Here is a 26613-nt window from a genome sequence, read left to right as displayed (position 1 = left end):
TTTGATTTTCATGATAGGATTGCGATTGAGGTTAATTGTAATTATTTAATCTTCTAAGAATTATATTGATGTGGATCTAAGGTTTTAATCTTTGGGATTGCTATAAACTCTTTCCAGTCTTCCTCGCGCACTTGATCCTTACTAAGACTTACTTTATTTGTTTCCGAAACAAGTACAAAATCTCCAGCCACGTGTTTAATCTCTATAAGTTGATCAATGGAGATTCTTTTTTTTTTCAATTCTCCAACGATTAAAACACCATTGGTAATCTTTGCATATCCTTGATGTTGATATAATATAAATATTATAATATGCACGACACCAAGCACGAGGTACGAGTACTTCATGAAATTGTTTTCATTTTCTATAAAGGATATAATGCCAAGTAAACTCCATACAATGGCAATCACTGCATAAATAATAAGCTTTTTCTTTTTATATCTTAACTTCATAACTGATTAATAAAAGTTGCTGCACTCTCTCCTGGATTATCTGTTTTCATAAAGTTTTCACCAATTAAAAATCCGTGAAAACCGTGTGGTTTTAGTTCTTTAATCGCTTCAACCGAGCTAATGCCGCTTTCTGAGATTTTTGTAAAATCGTCTGGAATCTGCTTGATGAGTTCCTTGCTCGTTTCTAGACTTACTTCGAAGGTCTTAAGATTTCGGTTGTTGATGCCTAGCATATCTACAGATGGCATAATCGACTTCTGTAATTCCTCTTCATTATGAGATTCACAAAGCACATCGAGACCAAGACTTTTTGCAAAGGTGGAAAACTGCTCTATTTGCTTTCGCGAAAGCGTAGCTGCAATCAGTAATATTGCATCTGCACCGTAGGCTTTGGCTTCAAGAATCTGGTATTCATCTACTATAAACTCTTTGCGTAATAGTGGAAAACTAGTCGTTGCTCTAGCAATAATTAAATCATCTAGTGCACCACCAAAGTATTTCATATCTGTCAAAACCGACATCCCACTTACACCTGCCTGCTCATAACCACGAGCTACATCTTGCACGTTTAAGCTGTTATTTATAACAGACTTACTTGGTGATCTTCTTTTGTGCTCTGCAATAATACCAGAGCCATTGCGTACTGCGGTAGCAAGCGAAATAATATCTCGTTCAAAAAGCACAGATTGCTCTAGCTGACTCACAGGAATAAGACTTTTTCTCAAAGCTACTTCCTTGATTTTATCTGCTGTAATTTTATCTAGTATCGTCATCTTAGTTGCTTAAGGCTTGTAATTTGCTTAGTTTTTGAGCGGCTTTACCAGAAAACAAACTCTCTTTTGCTTTTTCAAATCCTTGAAGAGGTGTTAGCCCCTGTACGGTGGCAATCGCCATTCCTGCATTTGCACACACCACATTATTCTGAGCGTCTGTTCCCTTACCTGAAATCACATCCATAAATATCTTTGCCGAAGACTCCACAGTATCACCACCATAAATATCTTTCTGTAGAAGCGGGCTTACGCCAAAATCTGCTGGCTCGAGCATCATCTCTGTATGATTAGTAATTGCTTTTGTGGCTCCCGTAAGTGAGATCTCATCATAACCATCTAGGGCATGTAGTATGGTAAAATTCTTATCACCTTTTTGATATAAATATCCGTACATTCTAGCAAGTTCGAGATTAAAAACGCCCACTAGCTGGTTGCTTGGGAACGCAGGATTAACCATAGGGCCTAGCATATTGAAAAAGGTCTTTACACCTAGTTCTCTACGTATGGGAGCAACATTTTTCATAGCAGGGTGAAAGAGTGGTGCGTGTAATACACACATGCCCACTTCATCCATAGAACGTTTTAAAAAGTCCTTGTCATTACTAAATTTAATCCCAAGGTGCTCCATTACATTACTACTACCACTCACAGAGCTCACTCCGTAATTACCGTGTTTTGTAACGTTTACTCCAGCACCAGCAGTGATAAAACTAGAAAGTGTAGAGATATTAAAAGTATCTTTTCCATCACCTCCAGTACCACAAAGATCTATAGCATTATACTCAGAAAAATCCACTGCAAGACAGAGGTCTAGCAATGCGTCTCTAAAACCTTCTAACTCATCTACAGTAATGCTACGCATCATATAGACTGTGAGAAAAGAAGCAATCTGACTGTGATTATATTTTCCTTCAGAAATATTTACGAGTACCTCACGACTCTCTGTTTTTGTGAGCTGATTGTGATTTATTAATCTATTGAGTATTTGTTTCATCGTTTTGGTATGTTGATGTGAATGATCACAGGATTTGCCTTATCTTTCATTACATTTTGTTTTCCTATGCTTGCAAGTTCTTTATTGGTTGCTAGGCGTGAGCTCGCTTGTGCTAGCGCTACATAATTATAAATGCCTTTTGGAGAGCTTGCTACCCATCCTTTTACGATAGGTGATTTTCTTACTTTAAAAGGTTCATTATTGTAGCGTTGCAAAAGACCTATTGCGCTCTTGCGCATATCATCTTTACTAGTTCCTTTTGGGAATATAACGTAGGTGCCGTTTGAAAACAGAACCCAGTTAGGTCTTTCTGGACTCACACTTAATTTTGTATTGAAAATCAGTTTTTTATGAGCATCTGTTTTCTCTTCTGGCAATACCTCTTTCAAAGGTTCTGGAGATGCTTCTATCACTACTTCTGGTTCGTTTTGACTAGCAGGTTGAGCAGATTTCTGCGTGCTATCGCAACCTCCCATTAACAGGAAGCAACTCAATAAAAGTAGTACTGTGATTTTCATAACTAAAAGTTTAACTAAGTACCCAGTTTTTAATCATCGTTTTTCCATCTGGTGTTAGTACAGATTCTGGGTGAAACTGTACACCACGTATATCAAGTTCCCTATGACGTAAAGCCATAATCTGACCATTATCATCAATCGCAGTAATTTCCAGTGCTGGTGGAAAATCTTCTGTAGCTACTACCCATGAATGGTAGCGTCCAACAGCTATATCTTCACCTAGGTCCTTAAACAGTACAGTATCTGGCTTTGTTATTTGAACCTGTGTTGCTACTCCGTGAAATACCTTATCAAGATTAATTAAAGTTCCTCCAAAAACTTCGCCTATAGCTTGCTGCCCGAGGCAAACGCCTAGAATAGGTTTTCTTCCTCCATAGGTTTTGATAACGTCTTTAAGTAAGCCAGCTTCATCAGGAATTCCAGGGCCAGGTGAGAGTAGTATCTTATCGTAGTGGTCACACTCTTCAAGTGCAAACTGGTCATTACGCTTTACAGTCACGATGCAATCTAATTCTTCTAGGTAGTGCACAAGATTGTACACAAAGGAATCGTAGTTATCTATTACTAATATCTTTTTCATGGTCTATATGTCTTCTGCGATGTCAAGTGCTTTATTAAGCGCTCCTAATTTGTTATAAACTTCTTGTAATTCCTTTGCTGGGTCACTTCCTGATACTACTCCAGCGCCTGCTTGCCAGTGTAGCGTGTGATTTTTACTTAAAAATGAACGAATGATAATTGCGTGATTAAAATTACCGTAAAAATCCATAAAACCTATCGCTCCACCGTAGAAGGTTCTGTTTCGATTTTCATATTTTTCGAGAAGCTGCATAGCCATGTGCTTTGGTGCTCCGCTTAAGGTTCCTGCAGGGAAAGTATCCGCCACTACTTGTAGTGTATTACTGTCCTCATGCATTTGCCCAGTTACTTTACTCACAAGGTGAATCACGTGAGAGAAAAACTGCACCTCACGATAGGTCTCTACCGTAACATCGTGGCCATTTCTTGATAGGTCGTTGCGAGCAAGATCTACCAGCATTACGTGCTCTGAGTTTTCTTTTTCGTCTTTTGCAAGTTCTTTGGCAAGGATGGCATCTTGCTCATCATTACCTGTTCTTTTAAAGGTTCCTGCAATTGGGTGAATCTCTGCCTTTCTATCTTGCACAATGATTTGTGCCTCTGGTGAAGACCCAAAAATCTTATAATCTCCGTAATCAAAATAGAATAAGTAAGGAGATGGATTTACACTACGTAGTGCTCTATATACATTAAACTCATCACCAGTAAACTGCTGAGAGAATCGCTTGCTAGGTACAATCTGGAATACATCACCACGCTGGCAGTGCTTCTTGCAGGTGTCTACAAGTGCTTTGTAATCTTCGTCTGTAATATTGCTGGTAAGCTCATTATTACGAGCAAACTTATATTCGGCAAAGTTTTTTGACTTGAGCATTTGCTCTATCTCCTCAATATTACTTTCTCCAGAAGTATTGTGGCAGAAGATGTGCGCTTCATTATTAAAGTGATTGATAGCGATGATATTTTGATATACCGCATAATAGATATCCGGTATATTCAGATCTTCCTCTTTTTTGGAGATTTTTAGATCTTCAAAGTACTGCACAGAGTCATACGATAAATAGCCAAACAAGCCATTATTTATGAATTTATGAGCGGTCTTTGTAGATGAGAACGCTTTCGCGAAAGCGTCTAAAACACCCACAACGTTAGTATCATCAGTAATTGTTATTTCCTCGCTTTTACCATCTGGAAATTGCTGTGTTATGATGCCGTTACCCACTTCTATGGAAGCGATAGGATTGCAGCAGATGTATGAGAAACTGTTATCATTTGCATGATAATCACTACTCTCGAGCAGCAAACTATTAGGAAAACGGTCACGCAATCTTAGATATACGGATACCGGAGTAATGGTGTCTGCCAGAAGGCGTTTTGAGGAAGTTTTTAATTTATATGTCATTATTCATTTAAATTATTGTCGGCTTTAAGGCGACTTGAGAGCATAAAAAAAGCCTGTCGTAAGACAGGCTGTATATGTAAAAACATAGGTAGGCGCTTACGACAACGATTGTTGTGTAATCCACCACCAAGTATGTACTGTATTGTTTTTCATTTGTTATTCAAAGATAGTAACCACTTTGTTAATATAAAAGCTCAATCTATAAAAATTATATATTGAGCTTTTCTCGGGCTAATCTAGGGATTGTATTTAAAAAGTCAAGTTTACAGCAAGTTCAAAATTATCTGAGATTGCGTTGTCTTTTAAGTTGTCAAAAAATGATGCCGATCCGTAACGTACTCCATATTTTGTGCGGTCTACATTAAAAGTAGTGGTGGCTGTATTTTCACTTACAACCATATTTACTGATACAGATTCTGTATGACCTTTAATAGTTAGGTCTCCCACAACATTATATCCAGTAGCACTTTCTGTAACCTCTGTAATAGTAAAAGTTGCTTCATTATGATTTGCAGTGTCAAAGAAATCTGGAGAGTTCAAGTGTCCCTCTAGTTTTTCTTTTCCTTCTCCTGCTTTAAGATCCGTAACTGCGATAGTTGTCATGTCTACAACAAAATTTCCGCCTACTAGTTTATCGTCTTCCATTTCTAATGAACCAGAAACAAGATCAATAGTTCCATTGTGTTGGCCTAATACTTTTTTTCCAGTCCAGTTGATACTGCTTTCTTTTACAATAACCTTTTTAAGAATTGGGTTTGTGTTTGCAAATGCACCTGTAGTAACGATAAGTGCTAATAAAGCTGTTGTGATTTTCTTTTTCATTTTTTTAGTTTTTTGTTTCTGTTCGTAATTTATTGAGCAAGTTATTGAGCTGCTCTATCTCATTATTGTCTAGTTGGGACGTAATTTTTTCTTCGGCATTACTAATCGCCGTGTCAAGTATTTTTAGTAGTGAAAGGCCACCATCTGTAATAGTGATTTCTACTTTACGGCGATTAGAAGGGCAAGTAGCTCGTGCTACTAATTCTTTTTTGATAAGCTTATCTACTAGTCTTGTCGTGTTACTAGCCTTAGTAACCATACGCTCATTGAGTGTAGAGAGATTTGCTGGCTTTCCTTTTTGTCCCCTTAATATGCGCAACACATTAAATTGCTGTAATGACAAATCGTGAGACTTCAATGCACTCGCAAGTATATCATTAGACCATTGTGCTGTATATGATAGGTTTATAGTAAGCTTTTGTGCTATACCTAAAGTTTTTGTTTTAATATGCTCTTCTATTGTCATTACAATATTTGTATATACAAATGTACGTTTGTAAATGAACTGACCAAAGTCTTTATGAGTTTTTTAACACGTGAAGGTTGAAAGCATTCTAAAATCCTTAACAATCCTCTCATAAAGTGTGTTAATTGAGAAGTGTAAAAGACACAATCACAATAATTTTGAAGGATGAAGCGAATGCTAATTGTCTTATTAATCATCTTAACATCCTGCCAAGAAGGGCAAAAGGATTATAAAGAGGCATTAATAGAAGGTAGTAATATAAAAGCATTGGATTATGATGGCTTAGAATATTATATACAAAATCATCCTTCTGAAACTTTAGTGATAAACTTTTGGGCAACATGGTGTGCTCCATGTATCAGGGAGTTGCCGGCTTTTGAAAAGTTAGGAGAAGAGTATAAAAATAAAGATGTAACTATTTTATTAGTGAGTCTTGACTTTCCAGATCAATTAGAAGCTCTTAAAGCTTTTGTTGAGAAGAAAGATTTACAATCTGAAGTTTTATATCTAGATGATGGAGATGCAAATGCGTGGATACCAAAAGTAAATGATTCGTGGAGTGGTGCGATACCAGCAACACTTATCACGGGATCAAAAAGAAAGAAATTTTATGAGCGCTCTTTTACTTATGAAGAAATAGAGCAAGAATTGAATACCTTAATTAATTAATAATGAAAACATTTAAAATCTTAACGTTATTAGCCTTAGTAGTAGTAGTATCTGCATTTGCTGCAAATGCTGTTATTAAAAAGGATAGAAGCGGATACGACATAGGTGATGAAGCAGGAGATTTTTATCTACGTAATATAGATAATGAGATGATGTCATTGAGTGACTTTGAGGATGCAAAGGGTTTTGTAGTTGTGTTTACATGTAACACTTGTCCTTTCTCAATAGCTAATGAAGATAGATTAATTGCTATTGATACAAAATATAAAAAGTTAGGTTATCCGGTAATCGCGATTAATCCTAATGATCCACATATTAAGCCTGGAGACAGTTTTAAAGCGATGCAACAACGTGCAAAGAAGAAGGGATTTACATTTCCTTATTTGCTAGATGATGGTCAAGAAATTTTTCCTAAATATGGAGCGACCAAAACTCCACATGTATACGTGTTGCAACGCGTTCAAGAAAAAAATATAGTTAAGTACATAGGCGCTATAGATAATAGTAGCCGAGATGAAAAAGCTGTTACAGAAAAATACTTAGAGAATGCCCTTGATGAGATTTTGTCAGGCAAAGAAGTTACGCTTAAAGAAACCAAAGCAATAGGTTGTGCTATTAAATCGTAATTTGAGAAAAATAAAATTATAAAATGAGCCTTTTGTGGGCTCTTTTTTTTGTCTAATAACATCTGCGAGTATTTCGTAAATTTGCACTCAAAATCCCAGAATGATATTACAGCAATTATATACTAAATGTCTAGCTCAAGGAGCTTATTTTATAAGTTCAAATGGAGAAGGAGCTATTATAGATCCTCTGCGCGAGGTACAACCGTACCTTGATCTTGCAGCAGAAAATAAGACGACCATTAAGTATATTTTTCTAACTCATTTTCATGCAGATTTTGTGAGTGGTCAGGTTGATCTTGCAAAAGCTACTGGCGCTACCGTGATTTTAGGACCTAATGCAAAGGCTGGATATGACTATCACAGCGCGAGTGATGGAGAGATATTTATCTTGGGAGATTTATCTATTACCACCATCCATACGCCAGGTCATACCATGGAGTCTACGTGTTACCTTCTTAAAGATAAACAAGGAAAAGAAGGAGCTCTTTTTACAGGGGATACGCTTTTTATAGGTGACGTAGGAAGACCAGATCTCGCTGCCAAAACTGATCTTACAACTCAAGATCTTGCAGGTCATTTATATGACTCATTACACCATAAGATTGCACCTTTATCTGACGACATTATCATTTATCCTGCACATGGAGCGGGATCTGCTTGCGGTAAAAACATGAGTAGTGAGACCAGTGATACGCTAGGTAATCAAAAGCAAAATAATTACGCATTTAAGCTCAATAAAGAGGACTTTATTAAAGAGCTCACAGATGGCTTGACACTTCCACCAGCTTATTTTCCACATAATGTGGCAATGAATAAGAAGGCAAATACAGATTTTGATACCATTATCAATAGAGGAACAACGGCTTTGACTCCTGATCAGTTTGAAAAACTGGCAAATGAAAAGGAGGTACTCGTACTTGATACAAGAAGTGTTTCCGCTTTCGCGAAAGCGTCATTACCTCAAGCTTGGTTTGTAGGATTACAAGGACAGTTTGCACCGTGGATAGGAGCACTCATCGCAGATATTCACCAAAAAATAATCTTTATCGCCGAAGAAGGTACTGAAGAGGAAGTAGTAACGAGACTTGCGAGAGTAGGTTATGATAATAGTTTAGGGTTCTTAGAAGGAGGAGTAGAGGCTTGGGAGCAATCTGGCAGGACGGTAGTTGCTACAGCAGAAGTAACAGCTCAAGAATTTGTAGATGGTATTGCTACTGGCGATATTAAGAATCCGCTAGATGTACGTAAAGCTGGTGAATATGCAACAAGTCATATAGAGGGACTGCAACATATGGGTCTAGATGAAGTGCACGTTAATGCGCACACGCTGGAAGCAGGTTATACCTATCACATACATTGCGCAGGTGGTTATAGATCTCTTATTTATGCATCTATAGCAAGGTCATATGGCATAAATAATGTAGTGAATGTGCTAGGTGGATATGGTGCCATAAAAAAGGCAGATACTTCTAGCATTAAATTGACATAATTCATCTAATTTTAAACAAATACTAATTGCGATGGCTCATAGAGATATGTACTATTGCACAAATATTAAACAATGACAGATTTAACAATCCCACAATGGGAAGAAAAAATTGCTCAAGATAAAGATGCTGTAATTCTAGACGTACGTACGGAAGAAGAAGTAGAAAACGGAATGATAGAAGGGGCAAAACATATTGATATATATCTAGGTCAAGGATTCCTTGATGAGGTAGAAAAGCTTGATAAGAGTAAAAACTATTACGTGTATTGTCGCTCAGGAGTACGTAGTGTACAAGCATGTGCTCTTATGGGGCAAAAAGGGTTAAACAACACATACAACTTGTTAGGTGGTTATAATGCTTGGGATGCAGCGCATTAAGAATAGCCAGCGTTTAAGATATACGCTCATTGTGATGTCGCTTTGTTTCTCTCTGTGGAGTTGTAATGAAGCTACTTCTCAAAAAGAAATAAGCGGTGTTGCTACTAAAGAAGTTATCACAGTGATTGATGTTGATACCTTTGAAAAGGAAGCGTTAGTTACAGGAGCACAACTTGTAGACGTACGCAGAGATAATGAGTGGGAGGGTGGTCACCTTGAAAATGCTAAGCATTTTGAAATGAATAATCCTAACTGGCAATCTCAAATAGAAACGCTAGATAAGAGTAAGCCTGTTTATGTGTATTGTGCAAAAGGAGGTAGAAGTGCCAAGTGCGTGCAACAACTTAAGGAAGCAGGATTTACAACGATTTATGATCTTGAAGGCGGAATTAATAATTGGAATTCTGCAGGAAAACCAATACAGTAGTTACTCGTTTTACATTACATAAAAAAAGCCCATCCTAATTGATGGGCTTTTTTGTGGGTTGATATTTTCTATTAGCAACTGCTAGTAATTATCCTCTACCTTATCATCTATGAGTGTTTTTACAAACGCAGTTAAGGAAGCAAGTTCCTCATCTGTGAGCTTGAGATTATCAAATGGTAAGGTTTGATGTGGAAGGTCAAATCCTAGTCCGCCGCCACCGCCTTGGTTGTAAAAGTCCATTACTTGCTCTAGTGTGGTATATACACCATTGTGCATATATGGAGCTGTAAGTGCTGCATTACGCACTGTGGGAGTCTTAAACATACCTTTATGTTGTTCTGCTTCAAAGCGCCAGTAATAACCTGTGTCATCATCAAGTTCTTTATTTTCTGCTGTTTCTGGAACGCCTATAACCTCACGCTCAGTCTCAGCAAAAAAAGGAGGTACAGTGCCATTTGTGAGTGGCATAAAGTGACACGTTGCACATAGTGCCTTACCCATAAAAAGATTCATCCCTGATTGCTCTTCTTTTGTAAATGTATCTTCATCTCCTCGCATATTACGGTCAAATTTTGAATCAAAAGTATTGAGCGTGCTTACATATGAAGAGATTGCCTTTACTACATCTGTATTGCGCGTAGATACTCCGCCGTAAGCTTTTTCAAACATTTCTAAGTAGCTAGGGTCTTCTAGAATCCTTGTAGAAAATTCATGCACATTAGTATTAAACTCCTTCTCATTTGTAAATACCGCAGATACTTGGTCAATAATTGAATTGGAACGACCATCTGCAAAAAAGTTTTGTTGGAACACAGTATTAAGCAGCGTAGGCGTGTTTCTCTGCAGTGCTTCACCAGTATTGCTTTTATTTACAACAAGACCATCTGCATATGCCTTTTTTGGATCATGGCAAGTTGCACATGCCATTGTACCGCTAGTGGATAGCTTTTCGTCAAAAAATAGTTTCTTCCCTAAAGTGATTTGCTCATTTGTAGGGTTTTTATTGATACTAGGAGTAAAGAAGCTCACATTAAAGCTATCGTCCTCAAAGAACGTAGGAGCGTCAAAGTTAAATGGAGTACTCTGGTTTCCTTCCCATAGTTCGCTAGTTTTCCTGATAGCTACCCAGCTGCGTGTGATAGGCGTCAGGTGGTTACGTGTAAAGGAATAGCGATTAAATGTATCGTAGTCACTATTCTCATTAATAAAGGTGATAGCATTTTCTACTTGGGAAGTGAATTGCTTGTCTAGTGCTTCGTCCTTAGCTTGAATAATAGATTGAATGCTTGCGCGATAGGTATCATGTAAGTTCTGTAGAGACACAGCACCTTCTGCAATACCTAGTTGGCTTACAGGAGTATCAAAACCTGCAATTGAGAAGCTCAGTATTCTCAGTAATTGCTGATGAGTTGCTGTAAAATACCTAGGAGCATTGAGTTCTCTTTTCTCAATATTTTTTTTGAGATTTTGTAAAAGTCCGTAAGTGACCGTAAGCTCTTTGTCATATTGGCCTTGAGAGGTTTCACCCTCATAAATGCTTTCTTCTATTTTTTGTAAGCCTACAGGATTCATTGTTTTCTCATTATCCTCTTTGTAAATAGGTAATGCTGGTCCATTTACTCGGTGTCCTACTGGAGGGTTGAGGTACGACGCATAAGGCTCTGCTTTTTTGAAAGCAATACGCAATGTTTTAAAAACTTCTTTAGCTTTTGCATCTGTTACAGGAAGTTGTTTTAGAGTATCTATTCCAGCTATAGCTTTAATTAGTTCATTTAAATAGATTTCCCTTGATGCCTCCCAGTTTACTTCAGGTGTTGAGGTGTATTTTTCCGTATCACCTTTGCAGCTATAGAGTAGTGCGACTGCAATTACTATGAGTATAAGAAGCTGCTTTATTACTATATTTTTCATGTAAATGTATTCATTGTAAAAGCGCAATCCCAAAAATGAGATTGCGCTTTATTAAAATAATATGGGCTTGTATCTACCTAGGTAAACCTTTTAGCAATACAACTTGTGATGCTTGGTTATCCTCATAAGCACTGTTAGTATGACCATCAAGTGCCTTAAAATCTTCACTTCTCCAGTAGTGTGGTTGTATGTTTAATAGGAATGTATTTGGCTCTCCTATTTTATCAGAGATATCTATAAGTGCACCAAATTCTCCACTTAAACCAGTACTGTTATCATCTGCTAGATCCTGGCGTACTACAAGCTCAAGCACCTGCTGTACGTTTGTACCGCTTAAGTCTGACTGATAAATGTATGCAGCATGACCTCTTGAGAAAGAGTTAGGATCCTCTTGTATGTATACAAAGTTCTCTGTAACACAGATGTTATCCGGGCTTTGTAATGCAGCAAGGTTACCGTCTTGGTTATTTGTATCTGTGTTTCCACTTATGATTTGAGTAAGCTTTCCTTCTAGTGGGTTGTTGTCATCAAGAGCGAGTTTATATACAGTTCCCCAGTCGTTGTAAGTTCCCTGTCCTGGTCCGCGTCCTGTTACTGCAAAGAATACATTTCTTCCATTTGCATCAGATCCTTTTTGGTAATCTACATCTTCTACACGCATAAACTGTGCAGCAAATACATCATTACATGCAGTTTCCATTTCGTTTTTAGTAAGTGCAGCTCCATTAGGGATTTCTACAAATTCTACATCATATTCTGCTTGAAAATCTAGAGAAGATTCGTTATAAGAAGTGTTAGGCATAACATCTTGCACACCTCCCATTCCATCAGATACTTGCTTAAAACGTAGTACGTAGATAGAACCTCCAGTAAAATCTGCATCACCAGCAGTAGAGTAGTACATAGCTACTTGTCCCTCAGAGTTACTTGAATCATCATCACCACCTACAATTACAGTAGCGCCAGAATAAGCACCTTTAGGTAGCGGAGTTGCGTTTTCCCAAGAAAATTCTCCTAGTGCGTCTAGTCCAAAATCTGCTTGTGGCGTTGGAGTAGTTACCCTTGGGTCGATAGCTTTTACATCATAGTTAATACTTTCTGAAGCAGATAAAAAGATATCTTCATCTCCTCCATGTATATCTGCTTCCCACATAGTAGCACTACATTGTCTTGCAAAGTCAGAAACTCCAGAATCTAGTAAGTAATCTCCAGAGATAGGAACTAGATTTTGATCAAAACGGATACGAGCCACTGCATAACTATCTTCACAGTTAGTTACATAAATGTAATCTTCACCATCTACTAAAAATCCAGAACCATCTGCAGATCCTGCAAGTTGAAAATCTCCTCCTATAACATCAGGAGTAGATACTAGTGAGTATGCTTCTACATAGTTAAACTGTGGAGACATTGCAACTAGTGGTGGCGTTGCAGATTTATCTGAAAATATTGTAGTTCCCATTTCAAAATCATCTCCATCTTCACCGTCTGCTCCATCCTGTCCATTGGCACCATCCTGTCCATTGATGCCATCTACACCGTTTATACCGTCCATGCCATCTTCGGCATCGTCACAGCTTGTAAAAAGAACACCTGTTCCTGCTATAAATAGCATTGTTAAAAAAATTGACTTTACTTGTTTCATTTTTTGAGTAATTAGTTGATTATTAGAATGGTTTAAAAGTAGTCTCAGAGTAAAAGAGTAAACGTTACCTAATCGTAGCCTTTTTATTAAAAAAGCGTTTATTTTATGTAAAGCCTTAACTGTTTAATAAAACGAGATTTTACATTTAGTTAAAGCAACCTATTAATAAATCTTATATTTTTTAAGGGAAAATGAGAGGCACGCTTTCGCGAAAGCAAAACTAAAAGGATTGAAAATCAGACAAAAAGGATTTAGGGGCTGTTATTGTGAAAAGGATAAGTACCATATTTTTGTACACACTATTAACATATTATCTCAAAGACAAATGCTAACTTTATAGTAAAAAACTGGCGATGACTACTATATTTCCATTTAGACTAGAACAAGCTTTATCAAAACTATATGCAGCATTTTCTGATGGTAGCTTGCATCCAGGTTGCTGTACGGCTTGTGCAGTTGGAACTATTTGTGACAATAAAGATATGTGGAAGCACATGACAGATGCTCATGGGTCGCTTGTGCTCAATTATGTAGGAAAGGTAAATGAGACTTTTGGTAAACGTTTTTATGGGTATTTACCTAGTGAATTACTCCAGATTGAAGGTGTCTTTTTACGAGCTTGCGGTTATGAGTTACCTATAAGCCGCGGCAGTATGAAACCAACAGATCCGCAAGGGGATGAGGTGATGTTTAATGGCATGCGTGCCGTTATACATTACTTATGCGAGCTAGATGGTGTGGAGGATGTAATGGATATCCAACAGCAGTTTCTTTCTGCTACTGCAGAAAAAAGGGCTTTAAGTGATGTTTAATAAGTATACGCCTAGACAAATAGTAATATAAGCGCAAGCACAATTCCTCCTGCTACAAAGAGCATTCCTTTTCTATAAATAGGGCTTGATGGAATAAACATCCAGAATGAGGATATTACAAAGAAGAGTAAGCTTAGTCCAAAAAAGATATTTAAAAAATATAGTGGATCTCCAGATTTGGCTTTATGGAAGTGAGTAAGCTTATCAAGAATGAAAGGCAATTCTTTTTTAGAATATACAACCGCTCCAGTGGTGCTATTGTACGTTCCCTCTGCAAAGTAAAGGACACCGCCTTCCTCTTTAGTTACCTTAAGTCTCTTATTATTTACAGCTTTAGCTAGTGATGGAGCAGAGAGGTTAGGGTCAAGCGTTTTTTCAATAACAACCGTATTCTTAAAAGTATCTGAGTCTCTAAAGATTAAAACAATTCCACTTATCGCATAAACTGCCATGATTCCTGCTAGAAAGAAGCCTAGGTATCTGTGAAGAATACGCATTTTAAGTGAAGTAGATTTTTTACGAGCCATGAATTTTATTTTAGAGGCGCAAGGTATAAAAAACTAAGTTTGAGGAAAAGTAGAAGACCTGTAAAAGATCAAAAATATAGATATCTTCTTATTGTAATGAAAATGAGATAAGACTGGATTTAGTCTATATTAGTTTTCATTTTTTCTACATCATTTGCTTTACGTTCTTCTTCTTTTTCTACAAATTTCTTATGCTCGAGATGCGCATAATGATTCTTCTTGCGATTGTAGATACTTTTAATGCCATCAGACTTACCATAGAGTGTTACTTCATCATGTGGTAACATTTTAAAATTACCTGATGGAGATCCAAAATATCCTGCTCCCTCACGCTCTACACCTAGCACAGTGATTCCTTCTTCTCGTAAGTCTAACTCTTGTAGTGTGCGATTGCACATCCAGCCATCTGTATCTACGGTAGCTTTTATAATTTTAAAATTGTCTTTTAGGTGTAATACAGCAGCATAGTCTTGAACCTCTAAGTCTGTATACTTTTTGAGCATTCTATTAATCACTTTAGATAAGCCGCGATTAACCCATTTACTACGTATCCCAAACCATAACACTAGAATACCGCCCACAATAATCAAAAAACCATAAAATCGAGAAGTATTAGATTCTGGTAGCACAAAGGTGAGTATCAATGATGACATCGCAGTTACAATACCTGCGTTACCTATGAGCATCAAGTTGTAAATAATCTTACGGCGTACAGGATGATTCATGATATTTTCAGTTTCTTCTGTACTCAAGCCTGCACCAGTGTAAGCAGATCGTGATTGAAACTTGGCACTTTCTTCAGAAAGACCAGTATGGACTAGTGCGATAGTAGAAATCTTAGTAATCAACACAGAGATGGTGATGATAAGGAATAGGGAAACAGCTGCAATCATATGTGGTAATTCTAGGAGCTACAAAGCTAGTTATTTATTGTAATCATCTTACAAAAACATGTGGTCAAGCAAGCACTATTTATGACAGACTATTGAGGTAAAAGGCAATGATAAGACCTAGAGCAGTTGCGAGTCCAGTCCAGTATTTGTCTTCATTAAAAGCTTTTGGAAAAACTTCAATAGCAAGTGAAGCTACGACAGCACCACCGGCAAAACACCGTATATTGTTTAGGATATCTTTAGAAACGTTTTCTAGAAAGAAGTAACCTACTAGCACTGCGGCAGAAAGCAATATCGCAGTCCCTGTCCATAGTATGAGGATTGATCTTTTAGACCTTCCGTCGTCTTTCATTTCTTTTGCTCCTCCTGCAGCTTCGGGAAGATTAGACAGTAGTATCGATCCAGAAAAAGCGGCTACAGCGAGCGGATCTGCCGTGATGAGTGCTACGCCAAGTGCTAAGTTTTCTGGAAGCCCGTCTAAGGTTATGGCTGCTAGAAGACCTGCACCACCGCTTTTTGAACTCCATTTTTCTTTTACATAAAAATCTAAGCCTGTAAATACCAAAGCTCCTATAAAAACAAACAAGAGCGGTAGCAATACATCACCATCCTCCATAGCAGGTTCTATAAGCTCTAACACTGCAGATACTATGAGTGCTCCTCCAGCAAGTGCAATGAGAAATCCTTCTGTCTTCTTTGTTAGTCTTCCATACAATCCCCATAAGGCACCAGCAACGAGTGACATAGAAACAACAAAAACAACAAGGATAGTAATAAGCATGATGAAAAAGATATTTTGGCTCTAAGCCAATAAAAAATATTATATATATAGGCAACAGTGATATTGTTAAGCGGCCTTGTTTGTTCGCTTAAAATAATCAATCACGTGAAGGCTCGTAAGTCCGTGAATAAGAATACTAAAGAGAATCACGTAACTCACAATACCAAATAGCTCGTCATACTCTGTAAAATTACCGTGTATCAAAGCATAACTTAGGTAAAAGAAACTCCCTATACCGCGTATCCCGAAGAAACTAATTGCCCATTTTTTTGCCTTTGAAAAGTTTGTGGTAAGCATGGCGAGATACCCAAAAATAGGTCGCAATACTAGTACAATAACTAGACTCGCTATGATGCCATTTACACCTGTATATGATAAAATACCCGAGACTAGTGCGCCACCAAAAAAGATAGTCCATAGTGCGACGAGTAATTTTTCTGTCTCCTCTGCAAAGTGCAGCATAGAAGTATTTATATTATCCTCTGTAGATTTTCGGCAGTGATATTGCATAAATACACCAGTAGCAAACACACTTAAAAAACCGTAAGTACTCAGTATTTCCCCTAGACCGTAAGAGAAGAATGTGAGTGCGACCGCAATAAAACCATTAAGTATATATTTTTGATGTTCTTTACTATGGTACTGTACCACCCAGCTATATATAAACCCTATTAAGGCGCCAACTAAGAGACCACCTATAATTTTAAATAAAACATAATAGCTCATAAAATGCATCCAGTCTATTTCTTGAAAACTGCTAGCTTCACTCCATAAAATAGCTAGAAAAACAAATGGAAAAGCAAGTCCATCATTTATGCCAGCCTCTGCGGTAAGTGTGTAACGTAAACCTGTATTTCTCTCTTTTAAATCTTGATATTCTTCTAGTTCTAACTCACTAGCAAGCACGGGATCTGTAGGCGCAAGCACTGCTGCGAGTAATAAAGAAACGGGACCATTGAGTCCCAGTAAGAAATGAGCAATGGCAAAGATGGCAATCATGCATAAGGGCATTGTAATCGCTACCAGTGATAATGGTTTTTTCCAGTCACTCCATTTATAACTCGTGCCTATTTTGAGTCCAGCCGTCATAAGACTTATGATCACAATAACTTCACTTACTATCTTACCTATTTCTAACTCCCATAGCGGATCTGGCCAAGGAAGAGGTGCGCCCGCAAAAAATAATATCATACCTAATAGTAGTAGTGGTATGATATAAGTGATTTTTATTTTTTTTGAATACACGGGAATGAACGCCATAAGTGAGATGGCAAAACCTGTGCATGCTAGCGCAACAAAATAAGGAGGGGTTTCTACGATTAACGCCATAAGGCTAGTTGTTTTTATTATTTACTCTAATTGTTTCCTCAAGAACCGCTGGAGGAGGTATAGGTGCCAGTCTATGTTTTTCAATCTCCTTTTCGTTCATATTTATTCTAATCTGCAACTCTTTGATTTCAATAGCTAGGTGCTCTTGATATGCGTTTATCACCTCTTCTTTTGTTTTATAAACCTTTCCTTGATGTCCTTCTATTCTCAAAAAATCATGTTCATCTATAGAGATTTTAGAAGCAAAATGTTGCTTTATCTCTTTTAAACTACTGACAAGAAATTGCTTTTCTAGTTGGTCTACGGTGGTATCGCAATCATTACACGGAGCATTCAATACGCGTGTTAAAAGATCTTCATCTTCAAAATAATCAAGTATATTATTGAGTTTCTCAGATGGTTGAGCGACAGCTTCTGTAGATATCTTAAATGAAACGCCTGGTTTTTTTGTTTTCTCACGCTGAGAAAAAGCTGTGGTAGCGATACATAGTACTAAGAGAGTAGTTGTTATTTTCATAATAATGCAATAGTTAAATGAGTGCTTTTAGAATATCAAGTACGCTCAAGAAGCATATAATATGGAAAGAAGATACTACTTTTCTGCTTTATCGTTCGTTTTTTAAATATTCAGAATGCGTGATAGCTATTATTTAAGAAGAGGTGAGTACGTCACGGCAGTCAGTTTTGCTCTATTTCGGTTTCAATAGTGATATCAAAGGTTGCACCTGGTGAAAGCGTTTTATAAGAACCTTTTTTAGTGATATCGATACTTTCATCTTCACTATCTGGAAGTCCTAACCACGGCTCAATACACACATAGTCTGCACCAGGTTTTGACCATAATGCGAGGTTTGGATAATCCTTAAAGCGCACGATAATGCCTTTCTTTTCATCCCTTTTACGCAGTCGTACCCAATCATAATTAATATCTGTAAAGATGAGAGCATCTTCATTAAAGATCGTTTCTGAGAGTGGTAATTGGCCGTTATCAGTTTTAATAGGTCGTTTTTCAGGAGATAATAATCCACTATTTCCTAGCGTGCGAGACTCAAGGTCAAGTGGCTCTGGGAACTCAATGACATAATCAGATAGTGCAGTATGCTCATCAAGCGGGCAAGCATAAGCAGTATGACCACCACATGCAAAATGCATAGGCACGGTATCATTATTTGTAACCGTATAGGTCATTAACAATCGATACTCAACAAGGGTAAAGCTTACGCGAAAATGGAACGTATATGGATACTGTCGTAAGGTTTCATCAGAACTTGTGAGCGTAAAAGAACAACTAGACGCGTCGTGCTGCTGAAAATCAAGCTGCTCATTATTTCTTATAATTCCATGCTTAGTCATGGCATAGTCTTCGCCATTAAAAACAATCTTATTCTCCTTAATATTACCAATAGCAGGAAACAACACTGGCGAACTACTTCCCCACACAGAAGGATCTATCTGCCAAATATATTCTTCACCAGTCTCCTTATTAATTAAGGAACGTATTTCTGCCCCTTTTGAAGTAATGGTACAGATGAGGTTTTCGTTGTGGATGGTGTGGAGCATGGTTACATTTTTTGTGTTGGATTGTCTATATGTGCATCATCATGATTTTTTACTTCCCAAATTAAGACAATAGCCACGATTAGATATCTAAATATAGGAGCTAATGCCAGGTTTGCTAGAAGTTGTAAGTTTTCTTTTTTTAGCTCATAGTAGTAGTCAAACTCAGTTGGAAAAGTACTAATCAAAAAACCAGTTCCATAGAAGGATGATAGAAATTGTAATAGCATAATTATAAAAAATATTGAAATCAAACTAAACAAACATTTCTTACTATTTATGATAATGGATGATTTGATATACTTCGCACATACTACTATAGCGATTGTAAAAATAACAGTACCCGTTATTTCAGGCATCCATAAAGAGCTTATCGAATTAGAATTGTAAATTATTAGAAATTGTTCTAGCACATACTTGATTAAGTGAGTGAATTCTAAAATTGAGAGTAAACTAAATGCTCCTATTCCTAAGAGGCTTATGAGTGTATGTTTATTTATTTTCAAGGTAGTGTTTTTATAAATCTACGTGCTTTCTTTAGGATTTCAACTTTTATTTACAATTTAAATCGGTTGTATCCTCTGTTTTTTTTAATAGAATTGGTGTTTGGGAAATCACATTTTCGCGAAAGCGTAAAATTTTAAGATATAATTAGCATTTATACTACAAGACACCTTAACATAAATTCTGATATTATACTGCTTTTAATAATTATATGTTAAAAACGCAATAAAACAATCAATTCAACAAAACCTAAGACCTTATGAAAAGACGAAATTTTGTCCAACTCGCTGGTATGGGAGCAGGTGCCTTAATGGTGCCATCGATGATGCTGGGAAACAATATCCCAACAGAAGCACTGCTCGAACCAGGAATGGACGTACTGCTTAAAAAACAAATGGCAGATGTCGCCCTTAATACGGCAAAAGGTTTAGGTGCTTCATATGCAGATGCTAGAATAGGGAGATACCTAAACCAGTTTGTGCGCACACGTGAAGATAAAGTGCAAGGCGTTGTAAATACCGAATCTTTTGGGATAGGGATACGCGTGATTGCAAATGGTACTTGGGGTTTTGCATCTACTAATGATGTAACGCCAGATGGTATCCAGAAGGCAACAGAACAAGCAGTAGCAATTGCTAAGGCTAACTCAAAATTCCAAACCAACCCAGTAGTGCTAGCTCCAGAAGCTTCTTACGGTGAGGTGAGCTGGAAAACGCCTATTAAAAAAGACTTTAAAGAAGTACCTGTATCTGAGAAGGTAGAGTTGTTGCTTACGGCAAATGCTGCTGCGCAGTCTAATGGGGCCAACTTTGTAAACTCTGCACTCTTTATGGTAAATGAGCAAAAGTATTTTGCCTCTACCGAAGGGTCATATATTGATCAAGATGTACACCGTATCTGGCCTACATTTGGCGTGACGGCTGTAGGTGGTGGTAAGTTTAAAACTCGCCAGGCTATGAGTGCTCCTATGGGACTTGGGTATGAATACCTAGATGGTCTTGAGTCAGAAAAACTAGAAGGACCACAAGGATTAAAATTATATAGAAATAGCTACGATATTATAGAAGATGCTGCCATGGCTGCAAAGCAGGCTAAAGAAATGCTTACTGCAAAGTCTGTAGATGCTGGTAAATATGATCTTGTACTAGAGCCTAATCACTTAGGTCTTACCATTCACGAGTCTGTAGGTCACCCTACGGAGCTTGATCGTGTACTTGGGTATGAGGCAAACTATGCAGGAACAAGTTTTGCAACCATAGATAAGTGGAAGTCTAAAAACTTTAAATATGGTAGTGACCTGGTAAACATTGTGGCAGATAAGCAACAAGTAGGATCACTAGGAGCTGTAGGCTGGGATGATGAAGGTGTGAAAACCAAGCAATGGGATATCATACGTAATGGTGTGCTGGTAAATTACCAAGCAATACGTGACCAAGTACAAATGATAGACCAGAACGAATCTCATGGATGTTGTTATGCGCAAAGTTGGAACGATGTACAGTTCCAGCGTATGCCTAATATCTCGCTAGAGCCAGGTAAGGAGCCGTATTCTATTAATGATATGATTAAGGATGTAGAAAAAGGAATCTACATTGCAGGTCGCGGATCTTACTCTATAGACCAGCAGCGATATAACTTCCAGTTTGGTGGTACCATGTATTACGAGATTAAGGATGGAAAAATAGTTGGGATGCTTAATGATGTAGCATACCAATCTAATACACAAGAGTTCTGGAATTCTTGTGCAAAAATATGTGATCAGAGTGACTACCGTCTCTTTGGATCATTCTTCGACGGGAAAGGGCAGCCTTCACAAGTGAGCGCAGTATCACATGGAAGTGCCACGACACGATTTAATGATATTAATGTGATCAACACAGGTCGTAACGTTTAATCGTCAATTTTTAAAGAAGAAACACAATGGGAATATTTTCAAAAGAAGAGGCAAAAAAAGTAATGGAGAAAGCAATGAGCTTCTCTACTGCAGATGCCTGCGTTATAAATTTAGGCGGTAGCGAGAGTGGTAACATCCGTTATGCACGTAACTCTGTTTCTACCTCAGGACACCAGTCTAACCAGAGTCTTGCTGTCACTGCAAGTTTTGGTAAAAAATCAGGTACAGCAACCATAGACGAGTTTGATGATGCATCACTTGAAAAAGTGGTAAAACGTGCAGAGGAGCTTGCAAAGCTTGCTCCAGAAAATCCTGAGTTTATGCAGCCACTAGGACCGCAAACCTATGACGAGTCAAAAACGTATGTAGAGGCAACGGCAAATATGACTCCAGAGTATAGAGCACAGGTAGCGGAGAGCAGCATTCAGCCTGCCAAAGAAAATGATGTAACCGCAGCTGGATTTCTAGATGGTGGTGCTGGCTTTAGCGCGATGATGAATTCTAACGGACTGTTTGCTTATAATAAGTCGACTAACGTTGAGTTTACAGTAACCATGCGATCTAACGATGGTACCGGTTCTGGATGGGTTACAAGAGATTTTAATGATGTGTCAAAATTTGACGCAGCAGAAGCTTCAAAAGTTGCTATTGATAAGGCAGTAATGTCTCGCGAGGCAAAAGCAATCGAGCCAGGAAAGTACACCGTAATTCTTGAACCATCGGCTGGATTAGGACTACTAGAAGGCTTAGGTCGTTCTATAAGTGCACGATCTGCAGATGAGGGAAGAAGCTTTATGTCTAAAGAAGGTGGAGGCACTAAGATGGGTGTAAAAATTGTAGATGAGCGTGTAAACCTATGGTCAGACCCTCTTAATGAAGAAGTGCCAGCAGGTACTTGGAATGGAGAAGGACAACCGCTTAAAAAGACAAGCTGGATAGAAAACGGAGTGGTAAAAAACCTTGCGTATGATCGATTCTGGGCACAAGAAAAAGGTGTAGAGCCAGTCCCTTTTCCTAGTAATTTTATCATGGGCGGTGGTGACGCATCTCTTGAAGATCTCATCAAGTCTACAAAGAAAGGAATCCTCGTTACAAGACTATGGTACATACGTTCTGTAGATCCTCAAACGCTATTATACACAGGTCTTACCCGCGACGGAACTTTTTACATTGAGAACGGAAAAATCAAGTATCCTGTAAAGAACTTCCGCTTTAATGAGAGTCCTATTATTATGCTTAATAATCTAGAAACTCTTGGCAAGCAAGTACGCGTTGATGGTAGTTTAATCCCGTATATGAAAATACGTGACTTTACATTTACCAGTCTTTCAGATGCTGTATAAAAACGTATAAATTATATTAAACTGGTTATCACGTTAGTGGTAGCCAGTTTTTATTTTAGGTTCGCTTTCGCGAAAATGTGAGAATCAATTTCAAGAGTCATATGAGGTTTTTAGGATTTGGAAAGAAACAGAAATATTCAAGAAAGAGTATTTTAAAGCAATTAGATAGCTGTGCACAAAACTTTACTTTTCCAATGCTCGATAATGGATATATTTATCCAGTAACATCAAGAATGACTGCCTATAGAGATGATGAAAGATGGGCGTTAATAATTGAAGTAGTAGGATTTAACTATCGAGGTGGAGGGCACGATGGAATTAATAATTGTCTACACGTTTTTGGAAATTGTATAGTAACTGAGCCCGGAACTGACAATTCAAACTTCCTTAATATGACGAATGATAGTGAAGATTTTAAGACGTTTGATGAAGAGTTTGAGGAGAGTTTAAACCCTAATGCTGTAACAATGGTCTTACGAGGTCAGAAAGTTTTGATAAATCACAGTCCGGAATTTTACTTGAATAAAGGAATTGAATTAGAGGATAAAAGTGTAATCTATATTTGGGAATTTTTGAGAGGTTTAGTGCCAAAGTATGATGAGGTATTGTTAGCCACAGATCAGGAACTTCGGGAAAGAATCCCGAAAAACTTGCCTTTAGTGTTAGCGTTGTCAGAATGGAATCATCCTGATTGTGCGGATTCTGAACTTCCAAGTGAAAACGAAACATTTAGACAAATAGCTGAAGTTTTAGAAACTGGTAATAGAGAATTTTATAAACCAACTAAAGATCCTAATAACCACTGGAAAAATTGGCCAGAAGGAGGAACTCTATAACAGTACTTAAATGAATTTTAAAATTCACTATTAAAACTAATGCCAAACAAATTCTTCTTTACGCGCTTGCAATACGAATCTGGAGACTGGGACGTAGATCAGCGTATGCCTTCTAATTTGCTCAACTCACTGGTAGAGTATACCACCCTTGCGGTAGATACTAAGGAGAACATTATCTCACTAGCGAGCGATGAGATTTTTAAATGTCCGTTTTGTTATATCTCAGGGCATAAGCTCGTACAGTTTACAAAGAAGGAAAAAGAGAATTTTAAAAAATATATAGAAAACGGAGGTTTTGTTTTTGCAGATGACTGCAATCACGATATCGACGGATTATTTGCCAAATCATTTGAGCGCCAGATGGAAGAGATTTTTGGTCAAGATGCACTCAAAAAAATACCTAACGATCACGAGATTTATAACGTTTTCTTTGAATTTGAAGACGGTCCACCCACCACAAGTCAAGAACTAAACGGCTGGGGAGATGATCTTGTACATGAATACTTAAAAGCCATTGAAGTCAATGGAAGAATAGGAGTACTGTACAGCAATAAAGATTACGGCTGCGAGTGGGATTACGATTTCAGAAACAAACGTTGGTATAAAATTGATAACACAAGATTTGGAGTGAATATCGTGATGTATGCATTAACATCATAAATCGCCAACATCTCCCTGACTCCCTCTTCAAAGAGGGACACTGTTGGGAGAAGAGTTTGCTTTTGCTTTGCAAAAAGCAACTTAAAAAGTTCCCATCTTCGAAGAGGAGCTAGGGGAGATGTTTTGCAGGAGAAGCTAAGAGTAAGAGTACAATTTTTAAAAGAACAACCAAGCCCATAATTTTCCCACCCTTTAGGGTCGGGAGAGAGAAAATTCGGAACAGATAATAAAATTAGCTAACATCTCCCTGACTCCCTCTTCAAAGAGGGACACTGTTGCGATAAGAAGTTGTTTTTGTTTCGCAAAAAGCAACATGAAATTTCCCCTCTTCGAAGATGGGCTAGGGGAGATGTTTTGCAGGAGAAGCTAAGAAGAAAAAGAGATTTAATAAGGTAACACTATGAATAACACACTAACCGAATTACAACAAGAAGTAACCACGTTAACTGGAAAGCTAAAGGATCTTAAGAAAGAGATTGCAAAGGTGATTATAGGTCAGGAGGAAACGGTGGAGCAATTGCTTATTACCTTTCTTGCTGGTGGTCATGCATTACTTGAAGGAGTTCCGGGGCTTGCAAAAACCTTGATGATTCGCACCTTGTCGCAGGCAATAGACTTGGATTTTAAACGTATCCAGTTTACGCCAGATTTAATGCCTTCAGATATTATTGGAACAGAGATTCTGGAAGAAGATCAGGCGACGGGTAAAAAGTTTTTCGAATTCAAGAAGGGACCTATTTTCGCAAATATCATCCTTGCAGATGAGATTAATCGTACTCCACCAAAAACACAAGCTGCTTTACTAGAAGCAATGCAAGAATTTGAGGTGACCTATTCTGGTAAAACCTATAGTCTTGAGCGTCCATTTTTTATTCTTGCAACCCAAAACCCTATTGAGCAATCGGGTACATTTCCATTACCAGAAGCGCAGCAGGATCGTTTCTTATTCTACATCAAAATAGGATATCCAACGGCTGCAGAGGAAACTCATATTTTAAAAAGTACTACGAGTGGTGTTAAGCAGACAGTGCATTCTGTCCTCACGGGAGCAGATATTTTACGATTACAGCAACTTGTAAGAGAGGTGCCTATAAGCGATAATCTCATTGATTTTGTAAGTACGATAGTACGTGCGACTAGACCAGAAACTACCACAAATGACTATGTAAAACAATGGGTAGGCTGGGGCGCAGGCCCAAGAGCAGGGCAGGCAATGATTCTTACTGCAAAGGCGAGAGCGCTCTCACAAGGGAGAATGGCAGTAACGCTAGATGATATTAAAAATGTGGCCTTACCAGTATTGCGTCATAGAGTGATTGTCAACTTCAAGGCAGAGGCAGAAGGGATTACATCAGACCAAGTAACCACTCACTTACTTAAAGAAATAGACTTAGCTTAATAACCACAATAATAGCAGCAAAGAATACTATGTCAAAAGACGATTATAAATCGCTACTTAAACACGAAGTGATAAACAGAGTTTCTGGATTATCACTTATTTCGCGCGTTATCGTAGACGGTTATTTGTCTGGACTCAATAAAAGTAGGCGAGTAGGGGCTGGGTTAGAATTTAGTCAATATCGAGGCTATGAACCTGGTGATGATCTCAGGTTACTAGACTGGAAAATGCTTGCGCGTTCTGGTAGATATTACATCAAGCAGTCAGAGATAGATACACATATTTCTGTGAGATTTATAGTAGATGCAAGTTTGTCTATGCTTCATAAGGAAGGTGATATTTCAAAAATGGAGTATGCAAACGTACTCGTGGCAAGTCTTGCACACCTCGCACAAACGCAAGGAGATGCGGTAGGTTTGCTTACGGTAAACAATCAAAAGTTAGAAGCATTGCAGCCGGCTATTGGGAAGCAGCATTTTAATAGATTCTTGTACCAATTATTACAATTAAAAAATCAAGGCTCTTGGCCTAAGCAGTTAGCAAGTGAGAAGCTACATAATCGTAGTCATAAGGAACTCATATTTTTTATCACAGATTTGTATGAAAATAATGAGGAAATTATAACAATGATCAAACAGCTTAAAACAGCCAGAAACGAAGTTGCAGTGTTGCATTTGCTGGGCAAGAGCGAACTAGAATTTAATTACAAAGGACAAGTAATTTTTGAAGATCTTGAATCTGGTGCTAAGGTGAAGGTAAACGCAAAGGATGCAAAAACTACTTATTTACAAGCGCTAGAGCAATCTATGAGTAATACCAAGGAAGCGTTACTTGCTAGCGGTATAGACTATGAGCTATTTTCACTAGAAGAACATATTGGCGAAGCGCTACACTTATTTCTCAAAAAACGTAGCAGTATTTTTTGAT

29 protein-coding genes are annotated in these 26613 nt (G+C 37.8%); 12 read left to right on the top strand and 17 right to left on the bottom strand.

What is annotated here, in order from left to right:
• Positions 1–53: 53 nt before the first annotated feature.
• The 8 genes from JM84_RS13585 to JM84_RS13550 form a co-directional block, all read right to left on the bottom strand.
• Positions 54–452 carry a hypothetical protein gene (locus JM84_RS13585; protein WP_144784809.1) on the bottom strand — a complete coding sequence of 133 codons (399 nt, stop codon included), beginning with the start codon at positions 450–452 and terminating at the stop codon, positions 54–56.
• Positions 449–1225: an indole-3-glycerol phosphate synthase TrpC gene (trpC, locus tag JM84_RS13580; RefSeq protein WP_144784806.1), complete on the bottom strand. Its 777-nt coding sequence runs from the start codon at positions 1223–1225 to the stop codon at positions 449–451. Before trpC ends, JM84_RS13585 begins: the two co-directional genes overlap by 4 nt.
• A 1-nt stretch (position 1226) precedes the next feature.
• Positions 1227–2219 (bottom strand): anthranilate phosphoribosyltransferase, encoded by a 993-nt coding sequence (trpD, locus tag JM84_RS13575; RefSeq protein ID WP_144784804.1) that lies wholly within the window; start codon positions 2217–2219, stop codon positions 1227–1229.
• Positions 2216–2737: a hypothetical protein gene (locus tag JM84_RS13570; protein ID WP_144784803.1), complete on the bottom strand. Its 522-nt coding sequence runs from the start codon at positions 2735–2737 to the stop codon at positions 2216–2218. The genes trpD and JM84_RS13570 overlap by 4 nt, the downstream gene beginning before the upstream one ends.
• Positions 2738–2747: 10 nt before the next feature.
• Positions 2748–3317: an anthranilate synthase component II gene (locus JM84_RS13565; protein ID WP_013751466.1), complete on the bottom strand. Its 570-nt coding sequence runs from the start codon at positions 3315–3317 to the stop codon at positions 2748–2750.
• Between the two features lie 3 nt (positions 3318–3320).
• Entirely contained in the window at positions 3321–4718 is a 1398-nt protein-coding gene (locus tag JM84_RS13560) for an anthranilate synthase component I family protein (protein WP_144784801.1), read from the bottom strand.
• 249 nt (positions 4719–4967) lie between these two features.
• Positions 4968–5540 (bottom strand): YceI family protein, encoded by a 573-nt coding sequence (locus JM84_RS13555; RefSeq protein WP_144784799.1) that lies wholly within the window; start codon positions 5538–5540, stop codon positions 4968–4970.
• A gap of 4 nt (positions 5541–5544) precedes the next feature.
• On the bottom strand, positions 5545–6006 hold the full coding sequence (locus JM84_RS13550) for a MarR family winged helix-turn-helix transcriptional regulator (RefSeq protein WP_144784797.1): 462 nt from the start codon (positions 6004–6006) through the stop codon (positions 5545–5547).
• A 165-nt stretch (positions 6007–6171) separates the two neighbouring features.
• On the opposite strand from JM84_RS13550, the gene JM84_RS13545 reads away from it, so the two are divergent.
• From JM84_RS13545 to JM84_RS13525, 5 genes are all read left to right on the top strand, one after another.
• Positions 6172–6675: a TlpA family protein disulfide reductase gene (locus tag JM84_RS13545; RefSeq protein ID WP_144784794.1), complete on the top strand. Its 504-nt coding sequence runs from the start codon at positions 6172–6174 to the stop codon at positions 6673–6675.
• 2 nt (positions 6676–6677) lie between these two features.
• Positions 6678–7301, top strand: coding sequence for a thioredoxin family protein (locus JM84_RS13540; protein ID WP_013751471.1), 624 nt, complete (start codon positions 6678–6680; stop codon positions 7299–7301).
• A 100-nt stretch (positions 7302–7401) separates the two neighbouring features.
• Positions 7402–8790, top strand: a complete 1389-nt coding sequence (locus JM84_RS13535; RefSeq protein WP_144784793.1) for an MBL fold metallo-hydrolase — start codon at positions 7402–7404, stop codon at positions 8788–8790.
• A gap of 72 nt (positions 8791–8862) precedes the next feature.
• On the top strand, positions 8863–9168 hold the full coding sequence (locus JM84_RS13530) for a rhodanese-like domain-containing protein (RefSeq protein WP_013751473.1): 306 nt from the start codon (positions 8863–8865) through the stop codon (positions 9166–9168).
• Positions 9155–9595: a rhodanese-like domain-containing protein gene (locus JM84_RS13525; RefSeq protein ID WP_186439133.1), complete on the top strand. Its 441-nt coding sequence runs from the start codon at positions 9155–9157 to the stop codon at positions 9593–9595. Before JM84_RS13530 ends, JM84_RS13525 begins: the two co-directional genes overlap by 14 nt.
• A gap of 81 nt (positions 9596–9676) precedes the next feature.
• Here the strand turns inward: JM84_RS13525 and JM84_RS13520 are convergent, their stop codons facing one another.
• Positions 9677–11506, bottom strand: coding sequence for a cytochrome-c peroxidase (locus JM84_RS13520; RefSeq protein ID WP_261375752.1), 1830 nt, complete (start codon positions 11504–11506; stop codon positions 9677–9679).
• A gap of 73 nt (positions 11507–11579) precedes the next feature.
• A complete protein-coding gene (locus tag JM84_RS13515) occupies positions 11580–13151 on the bottom strand; it encodes a hypothetical protein (protein WP_144784787.1) in 1572 nt (523 codons plus the stop codon).
• A gap of 353 nt (positions 13152–13504) precedes the next feature.
• Here JM84_RS13515 and JM84_RS13510 point away from each other — a divergent pair, with 353 nt between their 5' ends.
• Positions 13505–13963 carry a Na(+)-translocating NADH-quinone reductase subunit F gene (locus JM84_RS13510; protein ID WP_144784785.1) on the top strand — a complete coding sequence of 153 codons (459 nt, stop codon included), beginning with the start codon at positions 13505–13507 and terminating at the stop codon, positions 13961–13963.
• An 11-nt stretch (positions 13964–13974) separates the two neighbouring features.
• Here JM84_RS13510 and JM84_RS13505 read toward each other — a convergent pair whose 3' ends face one another.
• The 7 genes from JM84_RS13505 to JM84_RS13475 all read right to left on the bottom strand — a co-directional run bounded on the left by JM84_RS13505 (position 13975) and on the right by JM84_RS13475 (position 19409).
• Positions 13975–14490 carry a PepSY domain-containing protein gene (locus tag JM84_RS13505; protein ID WP_144784783.1) on the bottom strand — a complete coding sequence of 172 codons (516 nt, stop codon included), beginning with the start codon at positions 14488–14490 and terminating at the stop codon, positions 13975–13977.
• Positions 14491–14609: 119 nt separating this feature from the next.
• On the bottom strand, positions 14610–15383 hold the full coding sequence (locus JM84_RS13500) for a TrkA C-terminal domain-containing protein (protein ID WP_144784781.1): 774 nt from the start codon (positions 15381–15383) through the stop codon (positions 14610–14612).
• A 79-nt stretch (positions 15384–15462) separates the two neighbouring features.
• Entirely contained in the window at positions 15463–16164 is a 702-nt protein-coding gene (locus JM84_RS13495; protein ID WP_144784780.1) for a ZIP family metal transporter, read from the bottom strand.
• 66 nt (positions 16165–16230) lie between these two features.
• A complete protein-coding gene (locus JM84_RS13490) occupies positions 16231–17493 on the bottom strand; it encodes a cation:proton antiporter (RefSeq protein WP_144784778.1) in 1263 nt (420 codons plus the stop codon).
• Between the two features lie 4 nt (positions 17494–17497).
• Positions 17498–18010, bottom strand: a complete 513-nt coding sequence (locus tag JM84_RS13485) for a hypothetical protein (protein ID WP_144784775.1) — start codon at positions 18008–18010, stop codon at positions 17498–17500.
• A 161-nt stretch (positions 18011–18171) separates the two neighbouring features.
• Entirely contained in the window at positions 18172–19053 is an 882-nt protein-coding gene (locus JM84_RS13480) for an aldose 1-epimerase family protein (protein WP_144784773.1), read from the bottom strand.
• Positions 19054–19055: 2 nt separating this feature from the next.
• Complete coding sequence (locus JM84_RS13475; protein ID WP_144784771.1) at positions 19056–19409, bottom strand: hypothetical protein; 354 nt, start codon at positions 19407–19409, stop codon at positions 19056–19058.
• A 404-nt stretch (positions 19410–19813) separates the two neighbouring features.
• On the opposite strand from JM84_RS13475, the gene JM84_RS13470 reads away from it, so the two are divergent.
• The 6 genes from JM84_RS13470 (at position 19814) to JM84_RS13445 (ending at position 26612) form a co-directional block, all read left to right on the top strand.
• Positions 19814–21448, top strand: a complete 1635-nt coding sequence (locus tag JM84_RS13470; RefSeq protein WP_013751485.1) for a TldD/PmbA family protein — start codon at positions 19814–19816, stop codon at positions 21446–21448.
• Between the two features lie 26 nt (positions 21449–21474).
• The gene (locus JM84_RS13465; RefSeq protein WP_013751486.1) at positions 21475–22791 is read left to right on the top strand and encodes a TldD/PmbA family protein; all 1317 of its coding nucleotides are present in this window, start codon (positions 21475–21477) and stop codon (positions 22789–22791) included.
• Between the two features lie 101 nt (positions 22792–22892).
• Complete coding sequence (locus JM84_RS13460; protein ID WP_144784769.1) at positions 22893–23627, top strand: DUF7003 family protein; 735 nt, start codon at positions 22893–22895, stop codon at positions 23625–23627.
• A 39-nt stretch (positions 23628–23666) separates the two neighbouring features.
• Positions 23667–24287, top strand: coding sequence for a DUF4159 domain-containing protein (locus JM84_RS13455; RefSeq protein WP_144784767.1), 621 nt, complete (start codon positions 23667–23669; stop codon positions 24285–24287).
• A gap of 400 nt (positions 24288–24687) precedes the next feature.
• A complete protein-coding gene (locus tag JM84_RS13450) occupies positions 24688–25686 on the top strand; it encodes an AAA family ATPase (protein ID WP_144784765.1) in 999 nt (332 codons plus the stop codon).
• 29 nt (positions 25687–25715) lie between these two features.
• Positions 25716–26612 carry a DUF58 domain-containing protein gene (locus JM84_RS13445; RefSeq protein WP_144784763.1) on the top strand — a complete coding sequence of 299 codons (897 nt, stop codon included), beginning with the start codon at positions 25716–25718 and terminating at the stop codon, positions 26610–26612.
• The last annotated feature ends 1 nt before the right edge of the window (position 26613 follow it).

The sequence above is a fragment of the Dokdonia sp. Hel_I_63 genome (assembly GCF_007827285.1).
Taxonomy (GTDB): domain Bacteria; phylum Bacteroidota; class Bacteroidia; order Flavobacteriales; family Flavobacteriaceae; genus Dokdonia.
This window is presented reverse-complemented; position numbering and strand designations above follow the sequence as displayed.